At 54.6% G+C, this 21,427-nt stretch carries 31 protein-coding genes; 29 read left to right on the plus strand and 2 right to left on the minus strand.

Features of this window, described 5'->3' with window-relative positions:
- The 21 genes from RIN56_00005 to RIN56_00105 all read left to right on the plus strand — a co-directional run.
- Nucleotides 1–216, plus strand: a 216-nt coding sequence (locus tag RIN56_00005; protein ID MDR7865161.1) for a hypothetical protein, incomplete at its 5' end; no start/stop codon positions are given.
- A gap of 4 nt (nt 217–220) precedes the next feature.
- The gene (locus RIN56_00010; protein MDR7865162.1) at nt 221–1,681 is read left to right on the plus strand and encodes a phage tail sheath family protein; all 1,461 of its coding nucleotides are present in this window, start codon (nt 221–223) and stop codon (nt 1,679–1,681) included.
- Nucleotides 1,682–1,696: 15 nt separating this feature from the next.
- A complete protein-coding gene (locus tag RIN56_00015) occupies nt 1,697–2,218 on the plus strand; it encodes a phage major tail tube protein (GenBank protein MDR7865163.1) in 522 nt (173 codons plus the stop codon).
- A gap of 55 nt (nt 2,219–2,273) precedes the next feature.
- Nucleotides 2,274–2,549, plus strand: a complete 276-nt coding sequence (locus RIN56_00020; GenBank protein MDR7865164.1) for a phage tail assembly protein — start codon at nt 2,274–2,276, stop codon at nt 2,547–2,549.
- 179 nt (nt 2,550–2,728) lie between these two features.
- On the plus strand, nt 2,729–4,810 hold the full coding sequence (locus tag RIN56_00025; protein ID MDR7865165.1) for a phage tail tape measure protein: 2,082 nt from the start codon (nt 2,729–2,731) through the stop codon (nt 4,808–4,810).
- Entirely contained in the window at nt 4,803–5,018 is a 216-nt protein-coding gene (locus RIN56_00030; GenBank protein MDR7865166.1) for a tail protein X, read from the plus strand. The genes RIN56_00025 and RIN56_00030 overlap by 8 nt, the downstream gene beginning before the upstream one ends.
- Nucleotides 5,019–6,107: a contractile injection system protein, VgrG/Pvc8 family gene (locus RIN56_00035; GenBank protein MDR7865167.1), complete on the plus strand. Its 1,089-nt coding sequence runs from the start codon at nt 5,019–5,021 to the stop codon at nt 6,105–6,107.
- Nucleotides 6,097–6,579, plus strand: coding sequence for a phage baseplate assembly protein V (locus RIN56_00040; GenBank protein ID MDR7865168.1), 483 nt, complete (start codon nt 6,097–6,099; stop codon nt 6,577–6,579). The genes RIN56_00035 and RIN56_00040 overlap by 11 nt, the downstream gene beginning before the upstream one ends.
- A 1-nt stretch (nt 6,580) precedes the next feature.
- On the plus strand, nt 6,581–7,045 hold the full coding sequence (locus RIN56_00045; protein ID MDR7865169.1) for a phage tail protein: 465 nt from the start codon (nt 6,581–6,583) through the stop codon (nt 7,043–7,045).
- Complete coding sequence (locus tag RIN56_00050; protein MDR7865170.1) at nt 7,042–7,359, plus strand: hypothetical protein; 318 nt, start codon at nt 7,042–7,044, stop codon at nt 7,357–7,359. The genes RIN56_00045 and RIN56_00050 overlap by 4 nt, the downstream gene beginning before the upstream one ends.
- Complete coding sequence (locus RIN56_00055; GenBank protein MDR7865171.1) at nt 7,349–8,467, plus strand: baseplate J/gp47 family protein; 1,119 nt, start codon at nt 7,349–7,351, stop codon at nt 8,465–8,467. Before RIN56_00050 ends, RIN56_00055 begins: the two co-directional genes overlap by 11 nt.
- Entirely contained in the window at nt 8,460–9,107 is a 648-nt protein-coding gene (locus RIN56_00060; protein MDR7865172.1) for a phage tail protein I, read from the plus strand. The genes RIN56_00055 and RIN56_00060 overlap by 8 nt, the downstream gene beginning before the upstream one ends.
- Nucleotides 9,107–9,988: a phage tail protein gene (locus tag RIN56_00065; protein ID MDR7865173.1), complete on the plus strand. Its 882-nt coding sequence runs from the start codon at nt 9,107–9,109 to the stop codon at nt 9,986–9,988. Before RIN56_00060 ends, RIN56_00065 begins: the two co-directional genes overlap by 1 nt.
- A 12-nt stretch (nt 9,989–10,000) precedes the next feature.
- Entirely contained in the window at nt 10,001–10,498 is a 498-nt protein-coding gene (locus RIN56_00070; GenBank protein MDR7865174.1) for a hypothetical protein, read from the plus strand.
- An 18-nt stretch (nt 10,499–10,516) separates the two neighbouring features.
- Nucleotides 10,517–10,705: a hypothetical protein gene (locus RIN56_00075; GenBank protein ID MDR7865175.1), complete on the plus strand. Its 189-nt coding sequence runs from the start codon at nt 10,517–10,519 to the stop codon at nt 10,703–10,705.
- Nucleotides 10,706–10,714: 9 nt separating this feature from the next.
- Nucleotides 10,715–11,116, plus strand: coding sequence for a hypothetical protein (locus tag RIN56_00080; GenBank protein MDR7865176.1), 402 nt, complete (start codon nt 10,715–10,717; stop codon nt 11,114–11,116).
- Nucleotides 11,097–11,669 carry an N-acetylmuramoyl-L-alanine amidase gene (locus tag RIN56_00085; GenBank protein MDR7865177.1) on the plus strand — a complete coding sequence of 191 codons (573 nt, stop codon included), beginning with the start codon at nt 11,097–11,099 and terminating at the stop codon, nt 11,667–11,669. Before RIN56_00080 ends, RIN56_00085 begins: the two co-directional genes overlap by 20 nt.
- On the plus strand, nt 11,670–12,296 hold the full coding sequence (locus tag RIN56_00090; GenBank protein ID MDR7865178.1) for a hypothetical protein: 627 nt from the start codon (nt 11,670–11,672) through the stop codon (nt 12,294–12,296). It begins immediately after the preceding gene.
- Nucleotides 12,297–12,320: 24 nt separating this feature from the next.
- On the plus strand, nt 12,321–12,548 hold the full coding sequence (locus tag RIN56_00095) for a hypothetical protein (GenBank protein MDR7865179.1): 228 nt from the start codon (nt 12,321–12,323) through the stop codon (nt 12,546–12,548).
- A 109-nt stretch (nt 12,549–12,657) separates the two neighbouring features.
- Nucleotides 12,658–13,383: a hypothetical protein gene (locus RIN56_00100; protein ID MDR7865180.1), complete on the plus strand. Its 726-nt coding sequence runs from the start codon at nt 12,658–12,660 to the stop codon at nt 13,381–13,383.
- A 767-nt stretch (nt 13,384–14,150) separates the two neighbouring features.
- Nucleotides 14,151–14,348, plus strand: a complete 198-nt coding sequence (locus RIN56_00105; GenBank protein ID MDR7865181.1) for a DUF6471 domain-containing protein — start codon at nt 14,151–14,153, stop codon at nt 14,346–14,348.
- Nucleotides 14,349–14,554: 206 nt separating this feature from the next.
- On the opposite strand, the gene RIN56_00110 is transcribed toward RIN56_00105, so the two are convergent.
- Nucleotides 14,555–15,157, minus strand: coding sequence for a hypothetical protein (locus RIN56_00110; GenBank protein ID MDR7865182.1), 603 nt, complete (start codon nt 15,155–15,157; stop codon nt 14,555–14,557).
- Nucleotides 15,158–15,381: 224 nt separating this feature from the next.
- Complete coding sequence (locus tag RIN56_00115) at nt 15,382–15,654, minus strand: helix-turn-helix transcriptional regulator (GenBank protein MDR7865183.1); 273 nt, start codon at nt 15,652–15,654, stop codon at nt 15,382–15,384.
- A 121-nt stretch (nt 15,655–15,775) separates the two neighbouring features.
- On the opposite strand from RIN56_00115, the gene RIN56_00120 reads away from it, so the two are divergent.
- From RIN56_00120 to ytxC, 8 genes are all read left to right on the plus strand, one after another.
- A complete protein-coding gene (locus RIN56_00120) occupies nt 15,776–15,985 on the plus strand; it encodes a helix-turn-helix transcriptional regulator (protein ID MDR7865184.1) in 210 nt (69 codons plus the stop codon).
- A 274-nt stretch (nt 15,986–16,259) separates the two neighbouring features.
- Nucleotides 16,260–16,475, plus strand: a complete 216-nt coding sequence (locus RIN56_00125; protein MDR7865185.1) for a hypothetical protein — start codon at nt 16,260–16,262, stop codon at nt 16,473–16,475.
- A gap of 190 nt (nt 16,476–16,665) precedes the next feature.
- On the plus strand, nt 16,666–16,923 hold the full coding sequence (locus RIN56_00130; GenBank protein MDR7865186.1) for a hypothetical protein: 258 nt from the start codon (nt 16,666–16,668) through the stop codon (nt 16,921–16,923).
- Entirely contained in the window at nt 16,920–17,078 is a 159-nt protein-coding gene (locus tag RIN56_00135) for a hypothetical protein (protein ID MDR7865187.1), read from the plus strand. The genes RIN56_00130 and RIN56_00135 overlap by 4 nt, the downstream gene beginning before the upstream one ends.
- 50 nt (nt 17,079–17,128) lie before the next feature.
- On the plus strand, nt 17,129–19,630 hold the full coding sequence (locus RIN56_00140; protein ID MDR7865188.1) for a diguanylate cyclase: 2,502 nt from the start codon (nt 17,129–17,131) through the stop codon (nt 19,628–19,630).
- A gap of 23 nt (nt 19,631–19,653) precedes the next feature.
- Complete coding sequence (locus RIN56_00145) at nt 19,654–19,980, plus strand: GRAM domain-containing protein (GenBank protein MDR7865189.1); 327 nt, start codon at nt 19,654–19,656, stop codon at nt 19,978–19,980.
- Between the two features lie 30 nt (nt 19,981–20,010).
- The gene (locus RIN56_00150; GenBank protein ID MDR7865190.1) at nt 20,011–20,340 is read left to right on the plus strand and encodes a hypothetical protein; all 330 of its coding nucleotides are present in this window, start codon (nt 20,011–20,013) and stop codon (nt 20,338–20,340) included.
- Nucleotides 20,341–20,467: 127 nt separating this feature from the next.
- A complete protein-coding gene (ytxC, locus tag RIN56_00155; GenBank protein MDR7865191.1) occupies nt 20,468–21,370 on the plus strand; it encodes a putative sporulation protein YtxC in 903 nt (300 codons plus the stop codon).
- The last annotated feature ends 57 nt before the right edge of the window (nt 21,371–21,427 follow it).

A 21,427-nucleotide genomic window follows, 5' to 3' on the forward strand; every position in this document is an offset into this window, starting at 1 on the left:
AATATCCCAGGCGGAGCGCTGCAGCAGCACACCGTTTTCAAGGGCAAGTTGCCGGCTCACCTGGACCGGCTTATCGAAAAATGCCCGGCGATCAAGGCGCTTTGTGTGCCGGTCAGCAGCCTGGCGGCTACGCAGAAAGATCTGGCCGTTACCGGCAGTCCCGCGCATATCGCCTATGGCCAGGTTCTCGACTATCTCAGAAAAGGAGGTAAGTAAATAAATGGCCTATAAACACGGTGTGTACGCATCCGAAATCCCCACCTCGATCCTGCCGCCCGTGCGCACCAGCGCTGGCTTGCCGGTCGTGTTCGGCACGGCGCCGGTCAACCTGGCGACGGCGCCGGCAGCGGTCAACACCCCGGTGCTCTGTTACACCTACGCCGAGGCTGTAGCCGCCCTCGGCTATTCCGACGACTGGGCCAACTACACCCTATGTGAGTTCATGAATTCGCATTTCTCCCTTTTCGGCGTAGCGCCCGTCGTTTTCGTCAACGTCCTGGACAGCGCTACCCACAAAACTGCGGTCACCAACTCTGCCGCGGTGCTGGTTGCCGGGCAGAAGACGCTGACCGATCTTGGCATCCTGCTCAGCTCGCTGGTCGTCAAGCTCACCGAAGCCGGCCAGCCGCTCATCAAAAACACTGATTACACCGCCGCTTTCGATGACGACGGGAAGGTTCTCATCACCCGCATCGCCGACGGCGCCATCACGACCGATACCACGTCGTTGGTTGTAACCTACGACAAGCTCGACCCGTCCGCCGTCGACAAGGACGATATCATCGGCGGCATCGACGGCACCACCGGCGCGCCCGAGGGCCTGGAGCTCGTCAACAAAGTGTTCCCCTTGTTCCGACTGGTTCCGGGCATGATCTTGGCGCCCGGATGGTCGCACGACCCCGAGGTCGAGGCGGTCATGAAGGCCAAGGCCGGCAACATCAACAGCCATTTCAAGGCCATCGCGGTCGTCGATATCGACAGCACCAGCACGGGCGCCGACCTCTACAGCGAGGTCCCCGCATGGAAGACTACCAACAACTATGTCGACCCGCTGGAAATCGCCTGCTGGCCCCAGGTCAAGCTAAGCACCAAGCAGTATCACCTCTCCACCCAGCTGGCCGGCATCATGTGCAAAACCGATGCCGCCAACGACGATATCCCGTATGTCAGCCCGTCGAACAAGTCCCTCCAGGCTAACGGCGCGGTGCTGGCGGACGGCACCGAAGTGTCGCTCGGCCCCGAGCAGGCGGCCTACCTAAACGGCGAGGGCATCGTGACGGCTCTCAATTTCATCGGCGGCTGGAAGGCCTGGGGCAACCGTACTGGCTGCTACCCGGGCGTGACCGACCCGAAAGATGCGTTTATCCCCATCAAGCGCATGTTCAACTGGATCGCCAACACGCTGATTCTGACCTACTGGCAGAAGGTCGACAACCCCATGAACCGGCGGCTCGTCGAAACCGTCACCGATTCGAACAACATCTGGCTGAACGGTCTCGCCGCCCGCGGCATCATCCTCGGTGGCAGAGTTGCGGTTCTGGCCGAGGAAAACCCGACCACCGACCTGATGGACGGGATAATCCGGTTCCACGTTTACGTGACGCCGCCCGGGCCGGCGAGGGAAATTGACTTCATTCTCGAATACGATCCGGCTTACCTGGCCACGCTGTTTGGGGAATAGGAAGGGGGATAAGAGATGAATCAGGTACCTGAAAAACTCATCTCCTACCGGGTTTATCGTGACGGCGTGGACCTGGTGGGGACTGCGGATGTTCAGCTGCCCGATCTGGAGGCCATGACCGAGACGATCAAGGGCGCCGGAATCGCCGGTGAGGTTGACAGTCCCGTCCTTGGCCATTACGGCAGCATGACGCTCGTACTGAACTGGCGGACGCTGGTCAAGCCAATCGCCTTCCTGTCGCGGCAGGAGGTTCATGCGTTGGATCTCCGTGGGGCAGTCCAGGTGATGGATGCGGCAGCCGGGGTTTACAAGGTCGTGCCGATCAGGGTGGCCATACGGGCTACCCCGAAGAAAACCTCGCTGGGCAAGTTTGACGTCGGCGCACCGATGGAGAGCAGCAACGAGCTAGAGGTGTCCTACATCAAGGTTTCAATCGACGGCGCGGACGTCATCGAGATCGACAAGTACAACTACATCGCCAAGATTGACGGCGTGGATGTGCTCGCCGACGTCCGATCGGCGCTGGGTCTGGTTTAAGAAAAAGGGGGGCTCCGTAAAAACGGGGCCCCTACTTTACGAAAGGGCTGTGAACATGAACATTAAGTTTGGCAAAACCCACACTTTCGAAGGTAAGGAGTACAAGGACCTGAAGATCGACCTCGACGGCCTGACTGGCAAAGACCTTGTCGACGCTTCTCGGGAGGCGCGTCTTCTGGGGGACGCGGGGCAGGTGCAGGAGTTTTCGGCCGTTTACCTCGCCGTCGTGGCCGCCAAGGCCGCTAAGGTACCCGTCGACATGATCCTCTCCCTTCCCGCCAAGGATTTCACGGCGGTGAAAACGGCGGTGCAAAATTTTTTATTAGCATAGACCTTCCCGCGGGAGACCCCGGCTCGTTGCTCAGAGTCGTGTGTGTCCGACTGGCCAAGGCGACGTATACTCCGGCCACGGTCTGGTTCAACACACCGATATTGGAGCTGGCGCAGTGGGTAGACGCATCGATTAAGGTCGCGTGCGAAAAGCCGACCCGTTAGAAAGGATGGTGCCGAATGGCCAGTAAAACTTACGAAATAGCCTTCAACCTCGCCGCTAGGCTCGGCAGTTCGTTCAGCAGCACCTTCTCCGGTGCGTCGCAGCAATTGTCCACCCTGCAGACCAACGTCAAGAGCACCCGGGCGGCGATGCGCGAACTGGAGATGCAGCAGCGGAAAGGTATCGTTTCCACCCTGGAGTATGCGGCAAGTTATGAGAAACTGACCGCGCAGCTCTATAAGGCCGAACAGCTGCAGACGAAACTGGCCAAGGCAGAGGTGATGCAGAGCCGGCTAAAGAACTTCCGTGGGCAAGCGGTCGCAGGATTGGCCGGATCGGCAGCTGCTGGCGCCGTTGTGGCGGCGCCGGTGCTAGCGTTTGCTAAAGCCGAACAGAGCGCTACAGCGTTAAAAGCCGCAATGATGGACTCCACGGGAAGCGTGGGAGAGAGCTTTGCGAAAATCAATAGTTTGGCCGTCGAACTCGGTAATAAATTACCGGGGACCACGAGCGACTTTCACGATTTGTTCCGGGTGATGCTTCAAAATGGCATTGCAGCGGAGCAAATCCTGGGCGGTGTCGGTCAGGCAGCCGCCTACCTCGGGGTTCAATTGAAACTTCCCTACGAAACGGCTGGCCTCTTCGCTGCGCAAATGCAGAAGTCAACCGGGACGGCCGACGCCGACATGATGAAATTTATGGACACGGTCCAGCGACTAACGAATCTCGGCGTTAAAGCCGACGACCTCAACCAGGCGTTTTCAAAATTCGGGCCTACGATGTCTGTACTGAAAGCGCAGGGTCTGGACGGAGCGAATGCTTACGGTACACTGCTTGCGATGCTGACGCAAGTCGGCATGGAGGGCGGTTCCGCAGGCAACTCTCTCGGCAAAGTTTTCCGGGCCGGTTTCGACGAGAAGAAGCTCGGGAAGGCCAATGACTCTTTGGCGGAATTCGGTATGTCGCTGAAATTTACGAATGAGCGGGGCGAATTTGCAGGACTGGACAATTTCTTCACGCAAATGGAGAAGCTGTCGACACTCGACACCACTACACGAGTGGGTGTCATTAAGGAATTGTTTGGCGACGACGCCGAAGTGTTGCAAACCGTTAACATTATGCTTGAAAAAGGACGAGCCGGATATGATGCGTTGCTTGCGAAAACGGCAAAACAGGCAAGCCTCGAACAACGGGTAAACGAGCAGCTAAAGACTATGACGAACACCTGGGATAGTCTTGCCGGTACCGTAACAAATCTTGTGGCTGCATTAGGCGGCCCGCTGGCCGAGAAGCTGAAACCCATTCTTGATGCGGCCAACAGTCTCGTAGGTGATCGCCTCATGCCATGGGTTGAGAATAATGCAGGTCTAGTCGGTACGCTGGGCGCGATTGCCGCGGGGGCCGTTACCCTGAGCGCTGCCTGGTGGGGCATGGGGCTTGCGGCAGCAACAATACTGGCGCCGATGATTACGTTTTATAAATGGATGTTCTTGGGCAGGACAGCCATCGACGGCACGGTCATTGCTTCCAGGGCAGCCATCATCGCGACGCGGGCCTGGACGACCGCTCAGTGGCTGATAAACGCGGCCATGGCAGCTAATCCCATCGGGCTCGTTATAATTGGCGTTACGGCCCTGATCGCTGCCGGCTGGGCGCTATACAAGAACTGGGACACGGTAATTTCTTGGCTTGAAGAAAAGTGGAACAACCTCAAAAACTTATTCGGCGCCGGCATAAACGTCCCGGTCAGTATGCCCGTCGCTGGCGGAGTCGGCGACATCCCGGTTATCCCCCACGCCGCCGGCGGGATATTCTCCCGGCCACACGTCGGTCTGCTCGCCGAGGCAGGGGTACCGGAATCTGCAATCCCTATCGACGGCAGTAGCCGGTCGCTGGGGCTGTGGCAGAAAACGGGGGAGATGCTGGGCGCGTCGGCGGGCGGCGGCGGTACTTTTACCGCCACGTTTGCACCGGTCATCCAAGTGGGCGACAGCGCGAAGGCGTCGGATGTGCAAAAGGTACTCGACGATGAGCGGGCAAAATTCCGTCGTATGTGGGAAGACATGATGCAGGAAGCGAGGCGGCTCAGCTATGCCTAGCACATACACGACCGTCCAGGGCGACGCCTGGGACATCATAAGCCTGAAAGTCTATGGCACCGAAAAGAGTATGTCGACGCTCATCGAAGCCAACCCGGCACACCGTAACACCGTCATCTTCGCGGCCGGGGTGCTTTTGACCGTCCCCACCAGGTCGGTCTCGGCCATCCCCAGCAGTGTCCCCCCGTGGAAAAGGGGCGTGGAGTAGGTGGAGTCCCGGCGCGTGGAAGTCAGCCTGACCTATAATCACACGAAAGTATCCAGCGACATCGCCCGGTTCCTGCTCTCCCTGACCTACACCGACAACTCCAGCGGCCAGGCCGACGATCTGCAGATCACGCTGGAAGATCGCGAACAGCTCTGGGCAAACGGCTGGGTACCGGAGAAAGGCGATACGATTTCGGCGCAGCTGACGGCGCTCAATTTCAACGGCGAGGGCAGTCGCGAAAAACTCGACTGCGGCTTCTTCGAAATAGATGACTTCGAAATGGCCGGACCGCCCAACATCGTGACAGTCAAGGCGGTTTCCGCGGCCGTCTCAGCGGCCCTGAGAGGCGAGGAGAATACCCGTGCATGGGAGAACATCCGCCTCCGCAACATCGCCCAGGACATGGCCGCCAAAGCCGAGATGGGGCTGCAATACCTGGCGGAATACAATCCGCTATATAAGCGCCGGGACCAGACGGAACAGTCTGACCTGGCGTTTTTGCTCGAATGCTGCGAGAAGGCCGGGCTGGCGCTAAAGGTGACCAACGACAACATCGTTATTTTTGACGAGGAGCAGATGGAAGCCCAGGACCCCGTGATGACCATCGAGAAGGGAAAAAGCAACGTCCTCCGGTACCGGTTCAACTCGCGCAGCCGCGACATCTACCGAGCCTGCGTCGTTCAGTACAAGGATCCGTCGACCGGCCAGACATTCAAGCATATTTATGAGCCGCCGAACGCGCCGGCGACCGGCCAACTGCTCAAGATCAACGAGCGTGTCGAGGATGCCGAGGAGGGCAAGGTCCTGGCCAGGAAGCGTCTGCGGGAGAAAAACTGCAAGGAGAACATGGCCAGTCTGACTCTCGTCGGCGACGTCCGCCTGGTTGGCGGGGTGACCGTCCTGGTAAAGGGGTGGGGATCGTTTGACGGCAAATACTACGTCACCCGCGCGCAGCATTCCCTGAACGGCTACACCGTTGCCATCGACATCCACAAAACCATGGAGTACGCCCTGAACGAAGCCAAGACCATTGTCATCGAGAAGAAGGCCCGCAAGCGGACACGGAGGCGGAAGTGGTATGACAAGTAACTTCAAATTCGTGCGCTACGGCGTGGTGTCGGGCGTCGCCGCCGATCGAGTCCGCGTCGCCTTCGAGGACGAGGACGGCCTGGTCAGCGACTGGCTGCCGGTTATCGTGCCGAACACCAAGGGAAATAAGGACATCAAGCCCATGGACGTGGGCGAAGACGTCGTTTGCGTATTCTTGCCGAATGGAGTGTCGTCCGGGTTTTGCCTCGGCGCGTTCTACCGCCAGGGGAACCCCCCGCCACACGCTGACGTCAACGTGCGAAGCGTCAGGTTCTCCGACGGTACCATCGTATCATATGACCGCGAGACCCATGTCCTGGACATAAAATGCGGCACCGGCACGGTTAACATCGTCGCCGGTGGCAACGTCAACGTGACCGGCGACGTGATCGCCGACGGGATAAGCCTGAAGCAGCATGTGCATCCGGAGAGCATCGGCACCCAGACCGGGCCGCCGTCGGGAGGTGCGTAGTTTGGCATTAGGGACTTTGGGCGATATCGCCTTCGAAGTATCAACGGAAAAGATCCGCACTTTTCATAGGCTGCGGCGGCGCGGCAGCGCCAGATTCGCTACCCATGATGTTCTCGGGAAAAAGCCGGTTAAGGAATTTATCGGGCCAGGCCTGGAAAGCATCGGATTTACGATGTTTTTTTCCGTGTCTGCGGGCCTTAACCCGCTGAACGAAATCAAGAAGCTTCGCGAGCTTCGAGACAAAGGCGATCCCCTGGAACTAGTTATCGGCGGCGCGGCCGCGAGCGAAAACCTGTGGGTAATTGAAGAGGTTTCCGAAGAATGGGTACAGCTCGACAATAAGGGCAACCTGTTGTTTGCGAGAATCGACATCGACCTCCAGGAGTACCCGCGCGATTCTGACGCGACCGCCACGGCTACCAACGCCAGCGCCGCAGCGGCGAGCGGAGAGGAGGAATCTGGGTGAGCGAATTCGACGTGACGGCGACGCTGGACAAAATCGACTTCGGCGCCACTGGCGTGAAGGAAATCCTCCAGAACGTCCGGACCATCTTGACTACGCCGATTTACAGCGTACCCCTCGACCGGCTTTTCGGCCTGGACGCCACCATGCTGGACGAACCCCTGCCGGTCGCGCAGGCGAAACTGACCGCGAAGGTCATCGCCGCTGTGCATAAATACGAGCCCCGTTTTCGGGTGACAAGGGTGTTGTATGACGGCAACGCCATCGACGGCGTACTCCGGCCGACAGTGAGGGGGAGGATCGTCAGTGGAGTTTAAAAACTTGCCTCAGATTACTTTCGCTGAGCGCTCGGCCGCGGTGACCGAGGCGGCGCTTATTGCGAAGTACAAGGAGAAAACGGGCAAAACCCTGTACCCGGGCGACCCGGTGAGGCTGCTGCTGGAGGCTGTGGCGTTTATGTTCGCCCAGATCCGCAACGAGATCGACTACACTGGCAAGCAGAATCTCCTGGCGTATACCGCCGGAGACAACGAGGATCATCTGGGCGTGTTGGTCGGCACCGATCGCCTTCAGGCGGCCGCCGCGACCGTGACGCTGCGGTTTACGTTGTCTGCTGCCCAGGCCGGGGCGGTAATCATACCGGCCGGCACCAGGGCGACCCCTGGGGAAAACCTGCTGTTTGCCACCACGGCGACGGCGACCATCCCGGCCGGCCAGACGTACGTCGACGTCGACGCCGCCTGCACCGAAAACGGCGCGAAGGGGAATGATTATGCTCCCAGCCAGATCAACAAGATCGTCGACCCCATCCAATGGGTGGCGTCGGTGACGAACACAACCACCAGCGAGGGCGGCGCTGACATCGAAAGCGACGACGCTTACCGCGAACGGATCAGGCTGGCACCGGAGTCGTTTTCGACGGCCGGCCCCGGCGGCGCTTACGAATACCATGCGAAAAAAGCGTCGGCGCTGATCGTCGATGTCTCGGTTATCTCCCCTGAGCCCGGCACGGTCGAAATCCGCCCCCTGCTGAGCGGCGGCGAAATTCCCGGCCAGGAGATTCTGGACGCAGTGACAGCCACCTGCAACGACAAATCGGTGCGGCCGCTGACCGACCTTGTCAGCGTGCTCGCGCCTACGGTTGTGTCTTACGACGTCGACGCGACGTACTGGATCGACAGCGACAACTCCACAGTAGCAGCGACCATTCAGGTGGCTGTGGAGCAGGCTGTGGCGGACTGGGGGCTTTGGCAGAAATCAAAGCTAGGCCGCGATATCAACCCGTCGGAGCTTAACAGGCGCATGGTCAACGCGGGGGCCAAACGGGTGCTGATAGCGTCGCCGGCATACACCCCGCTGCTAAAATCCCAGGTGGCCGTCGCTGGTACCGTCGCGGCGGCATTCGGAGGTTTTGAGGATGGCTAAGATTCTTCAATCCGTGAAGATGGCCGACATACTGCCGCCAAACCTTCTGGGCGATGAGGATATTCAGGCCATCGCCGAAGCGATAGACGAGGAGATGCAGCTGCTGGTGGCCGACATAAATCAGGGACTGCACCTGCCGCGTCTAAACGAACTGGTCGAGGCGGTCGTCGCCCTGCTGGCCTGGCAGTGGCACGTTGATTTCTACGATTCGGCACTGCCGATCGCGAAAAAGCGTGAGCTTGTCAGGCAGTCGATAGCCTGGCACCGGCGGAAAGGTACCCCCGGCGTTGTACAGGAAATGGTGTCGACAGTTTTATCGAGTGGCGTTGTCTCCGAATGGTTTGAATACGGCGGCGATCCGTACAAGTTCAAGGTCGAAACGGACGAGATAATTTCCGATGAGACGGTTTATGATCGTCTTTTTAGTTTGATTCTGGCTGTCAAAAACGAGCGCTCCTGGTTGGAGAGCGTGACGATCCGGCGGACGTGGTCGGGCGCCGTCTATTTTGGGGCAGCGCAGGTTTTCGGCAAAACTCTGACCTTGTACCCGGTTGCGTTCACTATGGAATCGGTCACTGGGCCGACGTATTTTGGAGGCGCGCTGCATAGCGGTAAAATACTGAGTTTGGAGGTGTCGTGATGGCATTTAACGGTATGACTATGACGACCAAGGGCGTTACCCTGCAGACCAAGGTTCAGGCTGGGGCGACGCTCGCATTTACGAAAATTAAGCTGGGCGACGGCACGTTGCCCGTGGGGGGTACTCTGGAGGCACTGACCGACCTGGTAAGCCCGAAGCTGGTTGTCAATATTGAATCGGTTACGTCCCTGGAGGACGGTACCTGGCGGGTGAGGGGAACGCTCACAAATACCGGTCTTGTGACCGGCTTTTTTGTGCGCGAGGTCGGCCTGTTCGGCACCGATCCGGATGACGGTGAGGTCTTGTACTCGGTAGCCAACGCAGGCAGCCAATGCGATTACCTGCCGGCCGGCGGCGGGGCTGTTGTAGTCGAGCAGGTCGTCGATATCGTGGTGGCTATCAGTAGCTCGGCGACGGTGACGGCGACCATCAACGAAGCGGCGGTGTTCGTTTCACTGGCGACCATGCTGGAGATGCTGGGGCTGTATCTCCCCCTGGCCGGCGGCACAATGTCCGGTGCCATCGCCATGGACAGCAACAAGGTAACCGGACTAGCAGACGGCACGACCATCGGCGACGCCGTTCATTTCGGTCAGTTCGCCAACACCGCGGGTGCCTCGGGGTACCAAAAACTGCCCGGCGGTAAGATTTTACAATGGGGAACGACTGGGTCGCTAACGCATAATACTCCCGCGACTGTTACTTTCCCTATGGCATTTCCAACCGCATGTCGCGGTTTTTTCCCGTGTATTAATGGAGATATTGGTACCACGGCTACCAGCTTACAGGTCACAGCTCTTTCAGCCTCACAGGCGACCGTAAAGCATATTGCGGATACAAGTGCATCCGCAAACTATTTCTATTTGGCGATAGGCGAATAGGGGGAGAGGGACATGGTAAAGGTACATCATGATTCAAGCGGCAATATTCTCGGATTTTACCCCGACGGTGTTGGCTATGCCAGTATCCCGGAGCCGTTTATTGACATTGACGATGCAACCCATGCCGACTGCATCGCCAACCCCGGCCGGCGCCGGGTGGATGTGGCCGCCGGTCAAATCGTGGCATACACCCCGCCCGGCCCGACACCGGAGGAGAGGGCAGAAGGAATAAAGCGAAGCCTTATCAATGTGGTACAGGCTAACATGGACGCAGCCGCCCAGGCGTTGGGCTACGACGATATCAAAAGCGCCGTAACATACGCCGACGAACCTGCCGTGCCGAAATTCCAGGCAGAGGGGCAGGCGTTTCGCGCGTGGCGGTCTCGGGCGTGGCAATACTGCTATGACCAGCTTGACGCAATCACGACGGGCGCCAGGACGAACGTTCCGACGGCGGAAGAACTGATTGATGAGCTGCAAGCTAACGTTCCGCTGGTGCTGCCGGAATAGTAGGAAAGGGGTGGGAGGATGAACCACGAAAGCGTCGGTAGCGAGCTGGCCAAAATTGCGCCGCCGGTAGTTGTCACAGCAGGAGCGAGGTTCGGGTGGTTTACGCTGCAAGAGTGGATGTGCGTCGTCACGATAGTATACACAGTCTTCGGAATATGCTACCTCGCCCTGAAGATCAGAAGGGTATGGAAGGAAAGGAACAAGTAGGAGGTCGATATGGAGATCATCACCGAAATACTTACCTGGCTTGAGCAGCACCTGGCGTGGGCGCTGCTCATCGTTTTTGTAGCCATCAACGTCCTGGTGCTGGTCGTTCACCTGGCTGGCAAATTCGTTCGTGAGAACGGCCTGCCGCCCGGGCCGTTCAAGGACAAGCTGGACAAGATCATCTATGAAATCGACCGGGCCTGCGACAACATGGAGAACCCGACGAAGCGGTCGATGGCCATGATCCAGCTTCAGCAGGTGCTCGGGTGGAAGCGGGTATTCCTGCCGAGTGCAATCATTGGCTGGATTATCGACACCGAAGTGGCGTTTATTCGAAAGGTGCAGCAGGTAACCGGTACCCCGGATCTGCACCAGGAAGGGGGACAGACAAATGGCCAGAATAATGCTTGACCCCGGCCACGATGGAGCGGTCGACCCCGGCGCGATCGGCCAGGCCGGAACCCAAGAGGCCGTCATGGCCATGACCTTCTGCGAGGAGCTCGCACGCATCCTGGCCGGCCGCGGCCACGAGGTGGAGCTGACCCGCTACGGCCCGGACGCCGAGATGGAAAGCCTGACGAAACGGGCGATGAAAGCCAACGACTGGGGCGCGGACGTCCTTTTGTCCGTCCACTACAACGCATTTGTCAGCGCCGGTGCTCACGGCTTCGAGGTATGGACCACCAGCGGCCATACTCGCAGCGATGACCTGGCCACGCTGATATACAACAACATGCTGGCGCTGGTGCCCGAGGTTGACGGCCGGCCGGATATGTCTGACGGAGATCCGGACAAAGAAGAGAACTTCACCGTCATCACGGTGGCCGCCATGCCGGCGGTGCTCGTCGAGTTGCTGTTCATCACCAACCCGACCGAAGAGATGCTGGCCAACGACGCGACCTTCCGACAGCGGCAGCAGGAGGCCATCGCCCTGGCAGTCGATCAGTTTCTGGGGGTGGCGTAGGTGGGTGAGACGCCCGTGTTCCTTTCGACCGGCCTGTCGCCCTCCTGGCGGGCATCAGCAATAGCCTGCATCGTTTTCCTCGTCGTCGGCATCGGTCTCGGCGCGTGGGGGATGCACACCTGGCAGGTGAGCGATCTTCGCACTCAGCTGGCACTCGAAAAAACGAAGCCTCCTGTGGTAAAAGAGACGGTAAAGACGGAGACCAAAACCCAGTTGCAGTACGTTAAGGGAGAAACGGTTTACCTGCCGGCGCCGACGCCGGATAATCCGAACGCCACGCAGGCCACAAAACTTGACGGCAAATTTGTTTTTGAGAAGCCCGAATTTATCTACATGGTCAATGGCAAGCCTGGCCGGTTCACCAAGGCCGACGACGAACGGTTCGTATTCGATAAAAATATGATGCTGTTAACCCAGGCGACTACGATCCGCATCGAGGCGGAAATCCCGACAATCGATAAGACCAGGAACAAAACCGCGCTGCTGGATGCTGTGATTGATATTAAGGACAAGCGGGTTCATCCGGGGGCATCGTTCCAGTACACGAATAAGTCCGGATTTACTGTTGGGGCCGGAGCGACATTCGACGGCAGCCATGCCAGGATCGGCGCTGGCTGGAGTTTCTAATCCAATAAGGAAGGAGGTGCAATTATGTCATACGGGTTCATCAATCCATGCCACGGTGGCGCGGACGGCAACAAATGCCCGAAGCTCGACCAGTGCTCTGACCGGCACGCCATTGAAGGCGCCGTCTACGGTATTCATCAGACCGGGATGGAGAAAGGCCATAAAGGCTGGGGAAACATCGAACTCCAGTGTTCGGCCAAACAGCATCATTTGAGGCAGGCCGAAGAAGCGGCCGGAGAGAAAAAACAGTAAAGCAAATCAACGACGAAGCCCCCGGCTAACGCCAGGGGCTTCGCAATGCTAATATGAAATTACTAATTAATTTGTTATAATATGGATGTGTAGGGTGAGGTGTTATTGAATGGAAAAATATCTTGCTATAATAATGCTTGCAGCACCTGGTTTTATCGCTAAATCAGTTGCTAAACTGCTTGGCGACTCGCCGCCAAAGCGTGGTGAACTAGAATCAGTAATGGTCTATTTTACCTACAGCATTTTTGCACTATTTCTTACAGTCATCTTCGCCTCGTGGTCATGGATAGGGCTAATACCGCCCGGCGCGACGTGGGCGGGTATCGAAAAATTGTTTGAGTCGCCGTCATTTCTAATCAAGTTTTTCTGTGTCTCTCTTATCTGCAGCGTTCTTGTTGGAGCCGCATGGCAACTGGTGTTGGAAAAAAGAATTGTGAAAGGCTTTAATTGGATTAATAAAAAGTTGGGCGGCAATGAGATCTTTTTAAATGGATCGCTCTTTGATCGGCTATTTGTTGATGATAAGAAGGACCACTTTTTGGTTGTCGAGAAGGATGGCAAGATTGTTACAATGGGATTTTTGCGAAGTTGGAATTCGCCTGACTCCGATAGACTAGAATTCTTTGTGGCAGAACGTCCTGCTTATCGAGAGTGGATGAATTATGTAAAAGCAACAGGCATAGAGCATCCACTGAAAAAAATTTTAGGTGTTTATCTCGATGTTACAAACAATACTATTATTCGCGAACACGAATTCCCCCAAGAATGGTTAACAACCTCACCGGGTAGGCCGCCAGGTCAAGTTAACCCGGATTGCTTGGCGGAGGAGTTGTAGGTCTAGCTCCTCCACCAGGTATATTACGAGGGTCCGGCACTGAGGGGGACGTGGGTTTTGGTGTCGGTCTGGGTGTCGACATTATAACCACTCCTTTTAGTTTTGCCGTCTCGGGACGGCTTCTTTTTCATATATTTGGCAAAGAATATCATAATCCTGCAAGTTTCTTATCTGACGACGAAATCCCCCTGGTTGCGGCCAGGGGGATTTTTTACGTTTGTGCGCATGCTGAATAAACGGGTGAGCCCGAATCATGCGCGGCGTTTTCGTTTTTGAAAGAGCAATCTATGTCAAGGGCCAGCATGCACGCCAGCCTCGATGCGGGTTCCCGCGACGCCCTGGTGGGCGTTTCGGCCTGTACCCGGCAGGCCATCGTCAGGCGGGTTTGCCGGCCGGCGCCGGCGTCACTCTGCGATCTGGAATGTAAGAAAAGCGTTTCTCCCCGGGTAAACCACTTGTGAGAGATAAGTTATTTTCCTTCTGCCTTCGGCCGCAACTTTTTTCATGAATTCCGACCGTTTCTTGTCCGTATTGAACGAGATGCAGACCTTGTTATCAATAATCACCTGGTAAACGATGGTTTCGTTTTTGTGCTTGTTATACATCGTCCTCACTCCTTCTGCCGGGGTGGCCGGTCATGCAATTTAATTGCTTGATTAAATTATAAACTGAATAATTAAAGATGTCAATTAATATTTTAACTATTTTCTTAAAAAGTTATCGACAAAGTTTAAAACATTTGATATGCTGTTTTTAGAGGTGATGGTATGTCAAATTTCATCAAGGCAAAAATCGTCGAGTCCGGCATGACAATGACCGAAGTCGTCAAGGCGCTGAATGAGCGGGGCAAAGAAGGCAGCATACAAAACCTAAGCCAGAAGCTGACACGGGGCAGCCTTCGGTATGACGAGGCTGTAGAGATCGCCGATATTATCGGCTACGAGATCCAATGGCATAAAAAATAGGGCAGATTGCTCTGCCCTAGACGATTCCCCCGGCCAGCGCCGGGGTTTTTTATTGCGCAAAAAGGCGACCAGGAGCATAATCTCCTGGCCTTGTTCGATATACGGATTGTCTTTATCATAACCGATAAACATGGGCGGGTAAATAGGATGCTGGGCTCAATAAATAGGATGTTGGTCCTAGACAAGCGCCCCGACGGCAGGCCTTTTTATTTAACCTTTATTTTTGCACCGACGAATTTGACGTATTGCCCATTGGATACATTAACATACTTGTCACCCTGGAAGAGGTCGTTAGCGATAATATCATCAAGAGTATGGCGGCTAGTACGACTTGTCTCTATGTAGCTGTTCTGGGCCTCAGAAATGATCTTGTATTCTCCCGCCGGCAAGTCAACGCCTACTTTATACATACCTGGTGGCAGGAATCCCCCCACGTCTTTTACCTTTGGAGCATCTTTAAGTGCATACAGAACGCATTTTTGGATTTTTAAGAATTGACCGTCAGATACGGATATTATGCTCCTGTTTTGGAAAAGATCATTCGCCAAGATGCTATCCAGCGTCCCGGTCGAATTCTTTGCAATTTCGATATACCCGTTGCCATCGGCAATGGCCACATATTCACCAGCAGGCAGGTCGGCCCCTACTTTGTACTGGCCGGGTTTGTATGTTTTAACACTAGGCTTTTCTGCGGCCTTTTGGCTTTGCGCTTGTGGTGACTGCGAGGAAGTCGTAGGGCTGCCGCCGCACCCTGATAATATGGCGGTTGTCACAAAAATAACTGCCAAAACACTAAGATGCTTTTTCATGGGGTACCTCCCTCAATGGTTTTCCAATTATCTACAGCATACCACTTTGGAAATAATTGGACAAGTGCCAGGTTGTGGCGATATAAGGCGGAATTTGGCGAAAAGTATTTCTATTGTTACACTCGCCAAGGTATTGTTTAGTAAAAAAAGGTATATTATAATAGAACGTGTGTTCGGACAAAATGCCAAACAAAAACCCGGTGACTTTTTACCGGGTTGTTCTGTCAGGTTTTATATTTCCACTTCAGGTATTGTTTAAATAGATTCAATTCTTGTTGGGCTTCAATGGGCAAATCGTTGCTATCTCGGAAAAAGTCCTCCAGAGTAATTCCTAGACCATCGCAAATTTTTTCGATAGTGCTGAGCTGTGTAGTTGATGTTGAACCTGAGACGAGACTTTGAAGTGTAGATTGAGCTATGCCTGATATGTCTGCTAAGTGGTTAACGGATATGTTTAAGGCATCACAATATAGTAATATGCGTTTTGCAATATCCATTAGGCCCTCCAGCTATTTGCATACTAGCCAGATTATACCTAATGTTTTATAATTATTTCCACCGACATGTCGCACGAAAGCGACCGATATACCGGTAAAATGACAAAAAAGGAGAATAACCATGATGGACGACGACCTTGGTAAGTACATTGTAACTCTTCGCCTTCAATCCGATGTTTCGCAGTTAACCTTGTGCCAAAGAATCGGTAAGTCCAGAGGATGGTTAACGCGTCGGGAGAACGGGCGAGCCAGTCTCTCGGCCAGCGACTTATATATTATTGCCCAAGCGTTAAAAGCCCCGGTTGATGCTTTCGCTACAGATTTATCCTAATCCATTTCCTAATCCCGGCCCTTGGTCTTTGTTTTGACCTCCTATAAGCTAAAGTTGATAAAGTCAATAAGTACGCTATTTCTTTACACTTTACATAAATTTATTTACAGCAAAAATACACTATCTTATCGTTGACATCGAGGAGGCCAGCGGTTCGAGTCCGTTTAACCCCACCACCGAAAACCTCCGGCTAATGCCGGAGGTTTTTTTATTGTCCGCTACTCCTGTCAGGGCCGTAACGTGAATATGATTAAATAAAAAAAGGGGGGCCGTCGTGAACAGGCAGGACCTCGATCAGAAAGCCGACCAAACCCTGGTTGCTCCAGGCGCCGCGATAAAAACGGGCAACTATGTCGCCGTTTTCACCATGCTCATTCTCCAGGACATTCTCATCCAACTCACCGTGAATCCTCTCACAAACTTCAATAATATCATCGCTGTGGCCAACAGCATCGCCAATCTGAACGCCAGCATAAAACCCATCCAATAGTATCGATGAACCGGAAGGGACAAACGTACCGATAAGTGTACCGAAAGGTGCGGTTTTTTTCGCTGAAGCGATTGTCAACGGCGTCTATTCAAGAGAAACAGGGGATGGCACGTTTGTTGCATTTTAATCATGAGGCTAAGGAATGCCGGACAAATCATACCGGCTCAATTGTTCTCCGGGAAGTGATACAATGGCTGGAACCGATAAAACAACGCCTTCCGGGAGGCGCGATTCGCAGTATCCACCCCTCGCAGCGGTTGAGACCGCCAAAGTGCTGGCCCTTTCGATCGAAGATGAGCGGCGTAAAATAGGCGAACTAGCCTTTACCGATCTCAGCAGCCTTGCCGTAATCCACCGGATACGAAAACTCGAGCAGTTGATAACTCAATACATGTTAATAACCAATGCCAAAAATGCGCGTCGGAATAAACCGGAAGACGCCAAGTGACCGGGTCTCCCTCCGCGGTCGTCCGCATCGGGGCGGTCGAAGTAGTGATATTGTTCTCCAAGCGGAATGTCGGCTGGTATCGCCTGCCGTCATTCCGCTTTTTCGGCAGGGGTGAAGCACTTGAGGAAGGAAAGCCGGAAATTGGCTCGAATTAGAATGATACGCCATAACAGTAAGCGAAATGACCGTCATTGAGGATACGTACATGAGAATGAACAGCCTGAAAACAAAAATAGCCGTTTCCGTTTCCTTGCTGGTGGTCCTGCTCGCTACATTAACATCTTCTTATATCCTTTCCTATTTCGAAGCAACATTCAAAAAAACGATCGCCGAGCAGGAGTTTACCCTGATTTCCGGCATGGCGCAGGAAATCGACAATAAGCTGGAAACGGTGCATAATGCCCTCATCGCGGTCAGCAAATCGATCGACCCGGTATTGCTGGCCGATCCGGACAAGGCCCAGGCATACCTTGACTCCAAGGCAGGCTTAAATTCATTATTCGATAACCATATTTTTTTCTTTTCCCCTGCCGGCAACATCATCGCCGAATCGCCTTTTGAGCCCGGACGCCGCGGCCTGAGCTTCGCGCACCGCGAATACATCCAGAAAACGCTGGAGTTGGGCAAGCCATACATCGGCGAGCCATACATCTCCAGCCAATCTCATGGTCACCCCGCGATCATGCTCACCGCCCCCATATACGATGCCGACGGAAAGCTTGTCGGTATAATCGCCGGCGGTTTAGATCTGATAAAAGACAACTTTCTCGGTACTTTAACCCGTACCAAGCTCGGCCAAACGGGTTTTTTGTACCTATATGACACTAACCGGACAATGATTATCCATCCCGATACCGAACGGACCCTCAAAAGAGACGTTCCTCCCGGCGTCAACAATTTGTTTGACCAGGCAATCAAGGGCTTTGAGGGGTCGGAAGAAACCATAAGCTCCCGTGGAGTCCATCATCTGGCAACCTTCAAGCACCTGACCAAGACGAACTGGATTTTGGCCGCCCATCATCCCATCAGGGAAGTGTATGATCCGATTATCAAGGCCAGGCAGTACTTCGTTATCGCGCTCGTTGCCGGAGTTCTCCTCATTCTCATAGGTATCTGGTTCATCGTCGGTAATTTTACCGCTCCGCTTGTGGCCTTCACCCGGCACGTCGAAAAAGTCGGCGGCAATCAAGGGGAACGGCGCTTCAGCGCCATATTTCCCAACGATGAGATCGGCGCCTTGTCCACAGCTTTCAACAAAATGCTCAGTGAGCTTGACGGCAAAGCCGCATCACTGGAAAAAAGCGAAGAGCTATACCGCACCATTACCGAGTTTGCCTCCGATATGGTGTTTTGGCGCGGCCCAGCCGGCGAAATGTTTTACATTTCTCCCAACTGCGAACGGGTCACCGGGTATCAAGATTGCGATTTCTATGCACACCCGCGCCTGCTTGACGACATCGTATATTTTGGCGACATGGCCAGATGGCAGGCATATACCGGCAGACTCGGCGATACCGCATCCGGAAGCCTTGAGTTTCGCATCGTGACCAAGGAAGGCAGCGTCCGCTGGATAAACTGCGTAACTCGCCAGGTATTCAACGATAAGGGCGAATTCCTCGGTTTTCGCGGCAGTCATCAGGATATCACCGACCGCAAGCGCGCCGAAGAGCAACTACACTTTGTAAGTTTGCACGATTACCTGACTGGCTTCCGAAATCGGGCCAGTTTCGAAAAGGACCTGGATTTCTTCGCTCATTCCGGCTGCCTGCCGGTAAGCCTGGTCGTCTGCGACGTCGACGGCCTGAAATTCGTCAACGATACTCTGGGGCACAACGCCGGCGACGAGTTGCTGATCAAAGTGGCCGCTATTCTGAAAGAGCACTTTTCCGCCGATGCAGCTATTTACCGTTTTGGCGGCGACGAGTTTATCGCCATCCTGCCGGTCACCGACCAGGAAACCGTCGCCAAACTGTGCCATGGTCTCAGGAGCGCCATCGTCCGTCATAATGACGACAGCGAAATGCCGATCAGCGTGTCGATCGGTTATGCCACCGGCGCTTCGGCCAACATTGACATGGCCACCCTGTTCAAAGAAGCGGACGACAACATGTATCGCGAAAAACTCAATCACAACTTAAACGCCCGCAGCACGACGCTCGCCGCTCTTACTAAAGCGATGGAAGCCCGCGACTCGTTTACAGCGGACAACGCTGCCCGGATGGAGCGGCTGATTGCGTTGTTCGGCGAAAAAGTCGGGTTAAGCGAAAAAGCTAGGAACGATCTGCAATTATTGGCCAAGTTTCACGATGTTGGCAAGGTGGGGATAGACGACAGCATTCTTTTAAACCCCGGTCCTCTTACGGCGCAAGAGCGGATTATGATGCAGCGCCACGTCGAAATCGGCTACCGTATTGCCATTTCCACCCCCAATCTTGCTCCTGTCGCCGAACTCATCCTAAAGCACCACGAGTGGTGGAACGGCGAAGGCTATCCCCTGCAGCTGCAGGGAGACAAGATCCCCCTCGAGTGTCGGGTATTCGCCATTGTGGACGCCTATGACGCGATGGTCAGCGATAGGCCCTACCGGGCTGCTATGACGCACACCCAGGCCCTCGCCGAGATCAAGCGTTGCGCCGGCGCTCAGTTCGACCCCTACCTGGCAGAAGTGTTCGTAGCCGCGATGGCGGTCCGGGAAACAGACGAATAAGGTGTCGTTGCGGGGGGAGTAATATGTACGTATTCAAACTCAACGACAACGAAAGCATTCTGAAGAAAGGCGTCGGTTTTGCGCAAATAGGCGTAAAGGCCGGTTTGGGGGCGCTTTACTTAACGACCGAGCGGCTTGTGTTTATCGGGTACGAGCGTACTTCGATCACCAGCACTGTAGAAGAAGAAGTTCCCCTCGAACACATCGAGGAACTAAAAGCGATGAAAACCTTCGTTCTGCTGGCGAACGCGATTGAAATCAGCACCATCCGCGGGCGGCGGTTCCGCATCAATATCGATGACCGCGACAGATGGATCGAAGCGATTAATGAGCAGATGGACAAAATATAAAACGACGAATTCTTTGGATGAGGTGGTAGCATGTATAGTTTTCCTTTAGCGGACACGGAAGAGATTATAAAAAAGGGCCACGCCAGTCTTCATCTTGAAGACAGCGCGTTTACCGGCGCTTTCTATCTTACCAGCGAACGGCTGGTATTTGTCGGCTACGTCATGAACATCACCCGGAAGTACATAGAGGAAGTACCCCTCACCCATATAAGAGAAGTTCGTGGCGAAAAGACTTTTTTCATCATTCCGAACGGCTTGGCCGTTTCCACCATAACAGGCAAATGCCTCAAGGTTATCGTCGATCCGGGTGACCGCAACGCCTGGCTCAAGGCCATCGACGAGCAGCTGGCAAAAATTTGACTGTGCCCGACGGCTAAGCAAGCAATCCCTCAGGGATTGCTTTTTTTATTTTGTTCGCGCCGCCGCCATCGCTGTCGTATGCCTTCAATCCCGGTCACATATAATAACAGCGAAGGGAGTGAGAAACGTGAAGATACTCTCTCTTGGCTTAAGCGGCGCCCCAGACGAGGTCCGGGCCAGGCTTCAGCGCGACTGCCGGACATTGGTGCAGGAAGGGTTTCGAGTGGCGGTCGACGAGAGCAGCAAAGGGAATTATACCTTTCTTGGCTGTAACATCGCAGAAGGGGAGCTTTCCTTTCGCAACTATGAACACGTCAAAAACATGCTCAAAGCCTATGTCGCCCAAATATTGGCAGAACATATCGTCGTCTATGAAGAGAAAAAGCTTATCCGTAAAATCATCAGCCACAACTATTACTACTTCGGCGAGCATGAGCGCGCAGCCATTTATGACAATGCCCTGAAACTGCTTGGCGAACCAGGCGGCGATTTCGGCTTAACTGACCGCAGTAATAGGATCCTGGTCAAACTCAAGGAATACTTCGACATCCATCACGAACTCGTGCTGGACGGCTTTATTTCCTTCCGCCTCAAGGACTACCACGACCGGCTGACCGAGATCGTGGACAAGGCGGTTGACGAATACATGCTCGACATGGAATACAAAGAATTCATCCGGGTTCTCCGATACTTCGTCGATGTGCAGGAAACCCAGGTTGATGAGGTTCATATCGTCCTCGGCGACGGAGACACCTTCAAAATCCGGGATGCCCGCGGAAGGAACATCCATAATCAATACCTGGAATCCCTGATGATCGGGAACGAGGAAATCAACTACGAGGATCTTTTGATCAGCGCCCTGATTACGATCGCCCCGCAGACCGTCATGCTGCACTTCTCGTCCGAACTTGGCAAAACCCACTCCGCCGTGGAAACCATCCAGAAAGTATTTGCCGGACGGGTCAGCATATGCCGGGGCTGTAGCCTGTGCATCAGCAATATCGGTATCCCCGAGACGGAGAGGAATTGACAGTAAGCATCAAACTGGCTATAATAACCTTAACTAAATACTGTGAACAGTAATGCG

This window comes from Sporomusaceae bacterium (assembly GCA_031460455.1).
In the GTDB taxonomy this organism is placed as follows: Bacteria; Bacillota; Negativicutes; order Sporomusales; family UBA7701; genus Anaeroselena.

Excerpts from the sequence above, each read along its gene's own strand:
- RIN56_00150 (MDR7865190.1), top strand. The coding sequence starts at position 20,011 with ATGTATAGTTTTCCTTTAGCGGACACGGAAGAGATTATAAAAAAGGGC.
- RIN56_00030 (MDR7865166.1), top strand. The coding sequence starts at position 4,803 with ATGCCTAGCACATACACGACCGTCCAGGGCGACGCCTGGGACATCATA.
- RIN56_00020 (MDR7865164.1), top strand. The coding sequence starts at position 2,274 with ATGAACATTAAGTTTGGCAAAACCCACACTTTCGAAGGTAAGGAGTAC.
- RIN56_00040 (MDR7865168.1), top strand. The coding sequence starts at position 6,097 with ATGACAAGTAACTTCAAATTCGTGCGCTACGGCGTGGTGTCGGGCGTC.
- RIN56_00130 (MDR7865186.1), top strand. The coding sequence starts at position 16,666 with ATGGCTGGAACCGATAAAACAACGCCTTCCGGGAGGCGCGATTCGCAG.
- RIN56_00065 (MDR7865173.1), top strand. The coding sequence starts at position 9,107 with ATGGCATTTAACGGTATGACTATGACGACCAAGGGCGTTACCCTGCAG.
- RIN56_00015 (MDR7865163.1), top strand. The coding sequence starts at position 1,697 with ATGAATCAGGTACCTGAAAAACTCATCTCCTACCGGGTTTATCGTGAC.
- RIN56_00095 (MDR7865179.1), top strand. The coding sequence starts at position 12,321 with ATGTCATACGGGTTCATCAATCCATGCCACGGTGGCGCGGACGGCAAC.
- RIN56_00060 (MDR7865172.1), top strand. The coding sequence starts at position 8,460 with ATGGCTAAGATTCTTCAATCCGTGAAGATGGCCGACATACTGCCGCCA.
- RIN56_00120 (MDR7865184.1), top strand. The coding sequence starts at position 15,776 with ATGATGGACGACGACCTTGGTAAGTACATTGTAACTCTTCGCCTTCAA.
- RIN56_00145 (MDR7865189.1), top strand. The coding sequence starts at position 19,654 with ATGTACGTATTCAAACTCAACGACAACGAAAGCATTCTGAAGAAAGGC.
- RIN56_00140 (MDR7865188.1), top strand. The coding sequence starts at position 17,129 with ATGAGAATGAACAGCCTGAAAACAAAAATAGCCGTTTCCGTTTCCTTG.
- RIN56_00110 (MDR7865182.1), bottom strand. The coding sequence starts at position 15,157 with ATGAAAAAGCATCTTAGTGTTTTGGCAGTTATTTTTGTGACAACCGCC.
- RIN56_00105 (MDR7865181.1), top strand. The coding sequence starts at position 14,151 with ATGTCAAATTTCATCAAGGCAAAAATCGTCGAGTCCGGCATGACAATG.
- RIN56_00085 (MDR7865177.1), top strand. The coding sequence starts at position 11,097 with ATGGCCAGAATAATGCTTGACCCCGGCCACGATGGAGCGGTCGACCCC.
- RIN56_00025 (MDR7865165.1), top strand. The coding sequence starts at position 2,729 with ATGGCCAGTAAAACTTACGAAATAGCCTTCAACCTCGCCGCTAGGCTC.
- RIN56_00075 (MDR7865175.1), top strand. The coding sequence starts at position 10,517 with ATGAACCACGAAAGCGTCGGTAGCGAGCTGGCCAAAATTGCGCCGCCG.
- RIN56_00010 (MDR7865162.1), top strand. The coding sequence starts at position 221 with ATGGCCTATAAACACGGTGTGTACGCATCCGAAATCCCCACCTCGATC.
- RIN56_00100 (MDR7865180.1), top strand. The coding sequence starts at position 12,658 with ATGGAAAAATATCTTGCTATAATAATGCTTGCAGCACCTGGTTTTATC.
- RIN56_00080 (MDR7865176.1), top strand. The coding sequence starts at position 10,715 with ATGGAGATCATCACCGAAATACTTACCTGGCTTGAGCAGCACCTGGCG.
- RIN56_00115 (MDR7865183.1), bottom strand. The coding sequence starts at position 15,654 with ATGGATATTGCAAAACGCATATTACTATATTGTGATGCCTTAAACATA.
- RIN56_00070 (MDR7865174.1), top strand. The coding sequence starts at position 10,001 with ATGGTAAAGGTACATCATGATTCAAGCGGCAATATTCTCGGATTTTAC.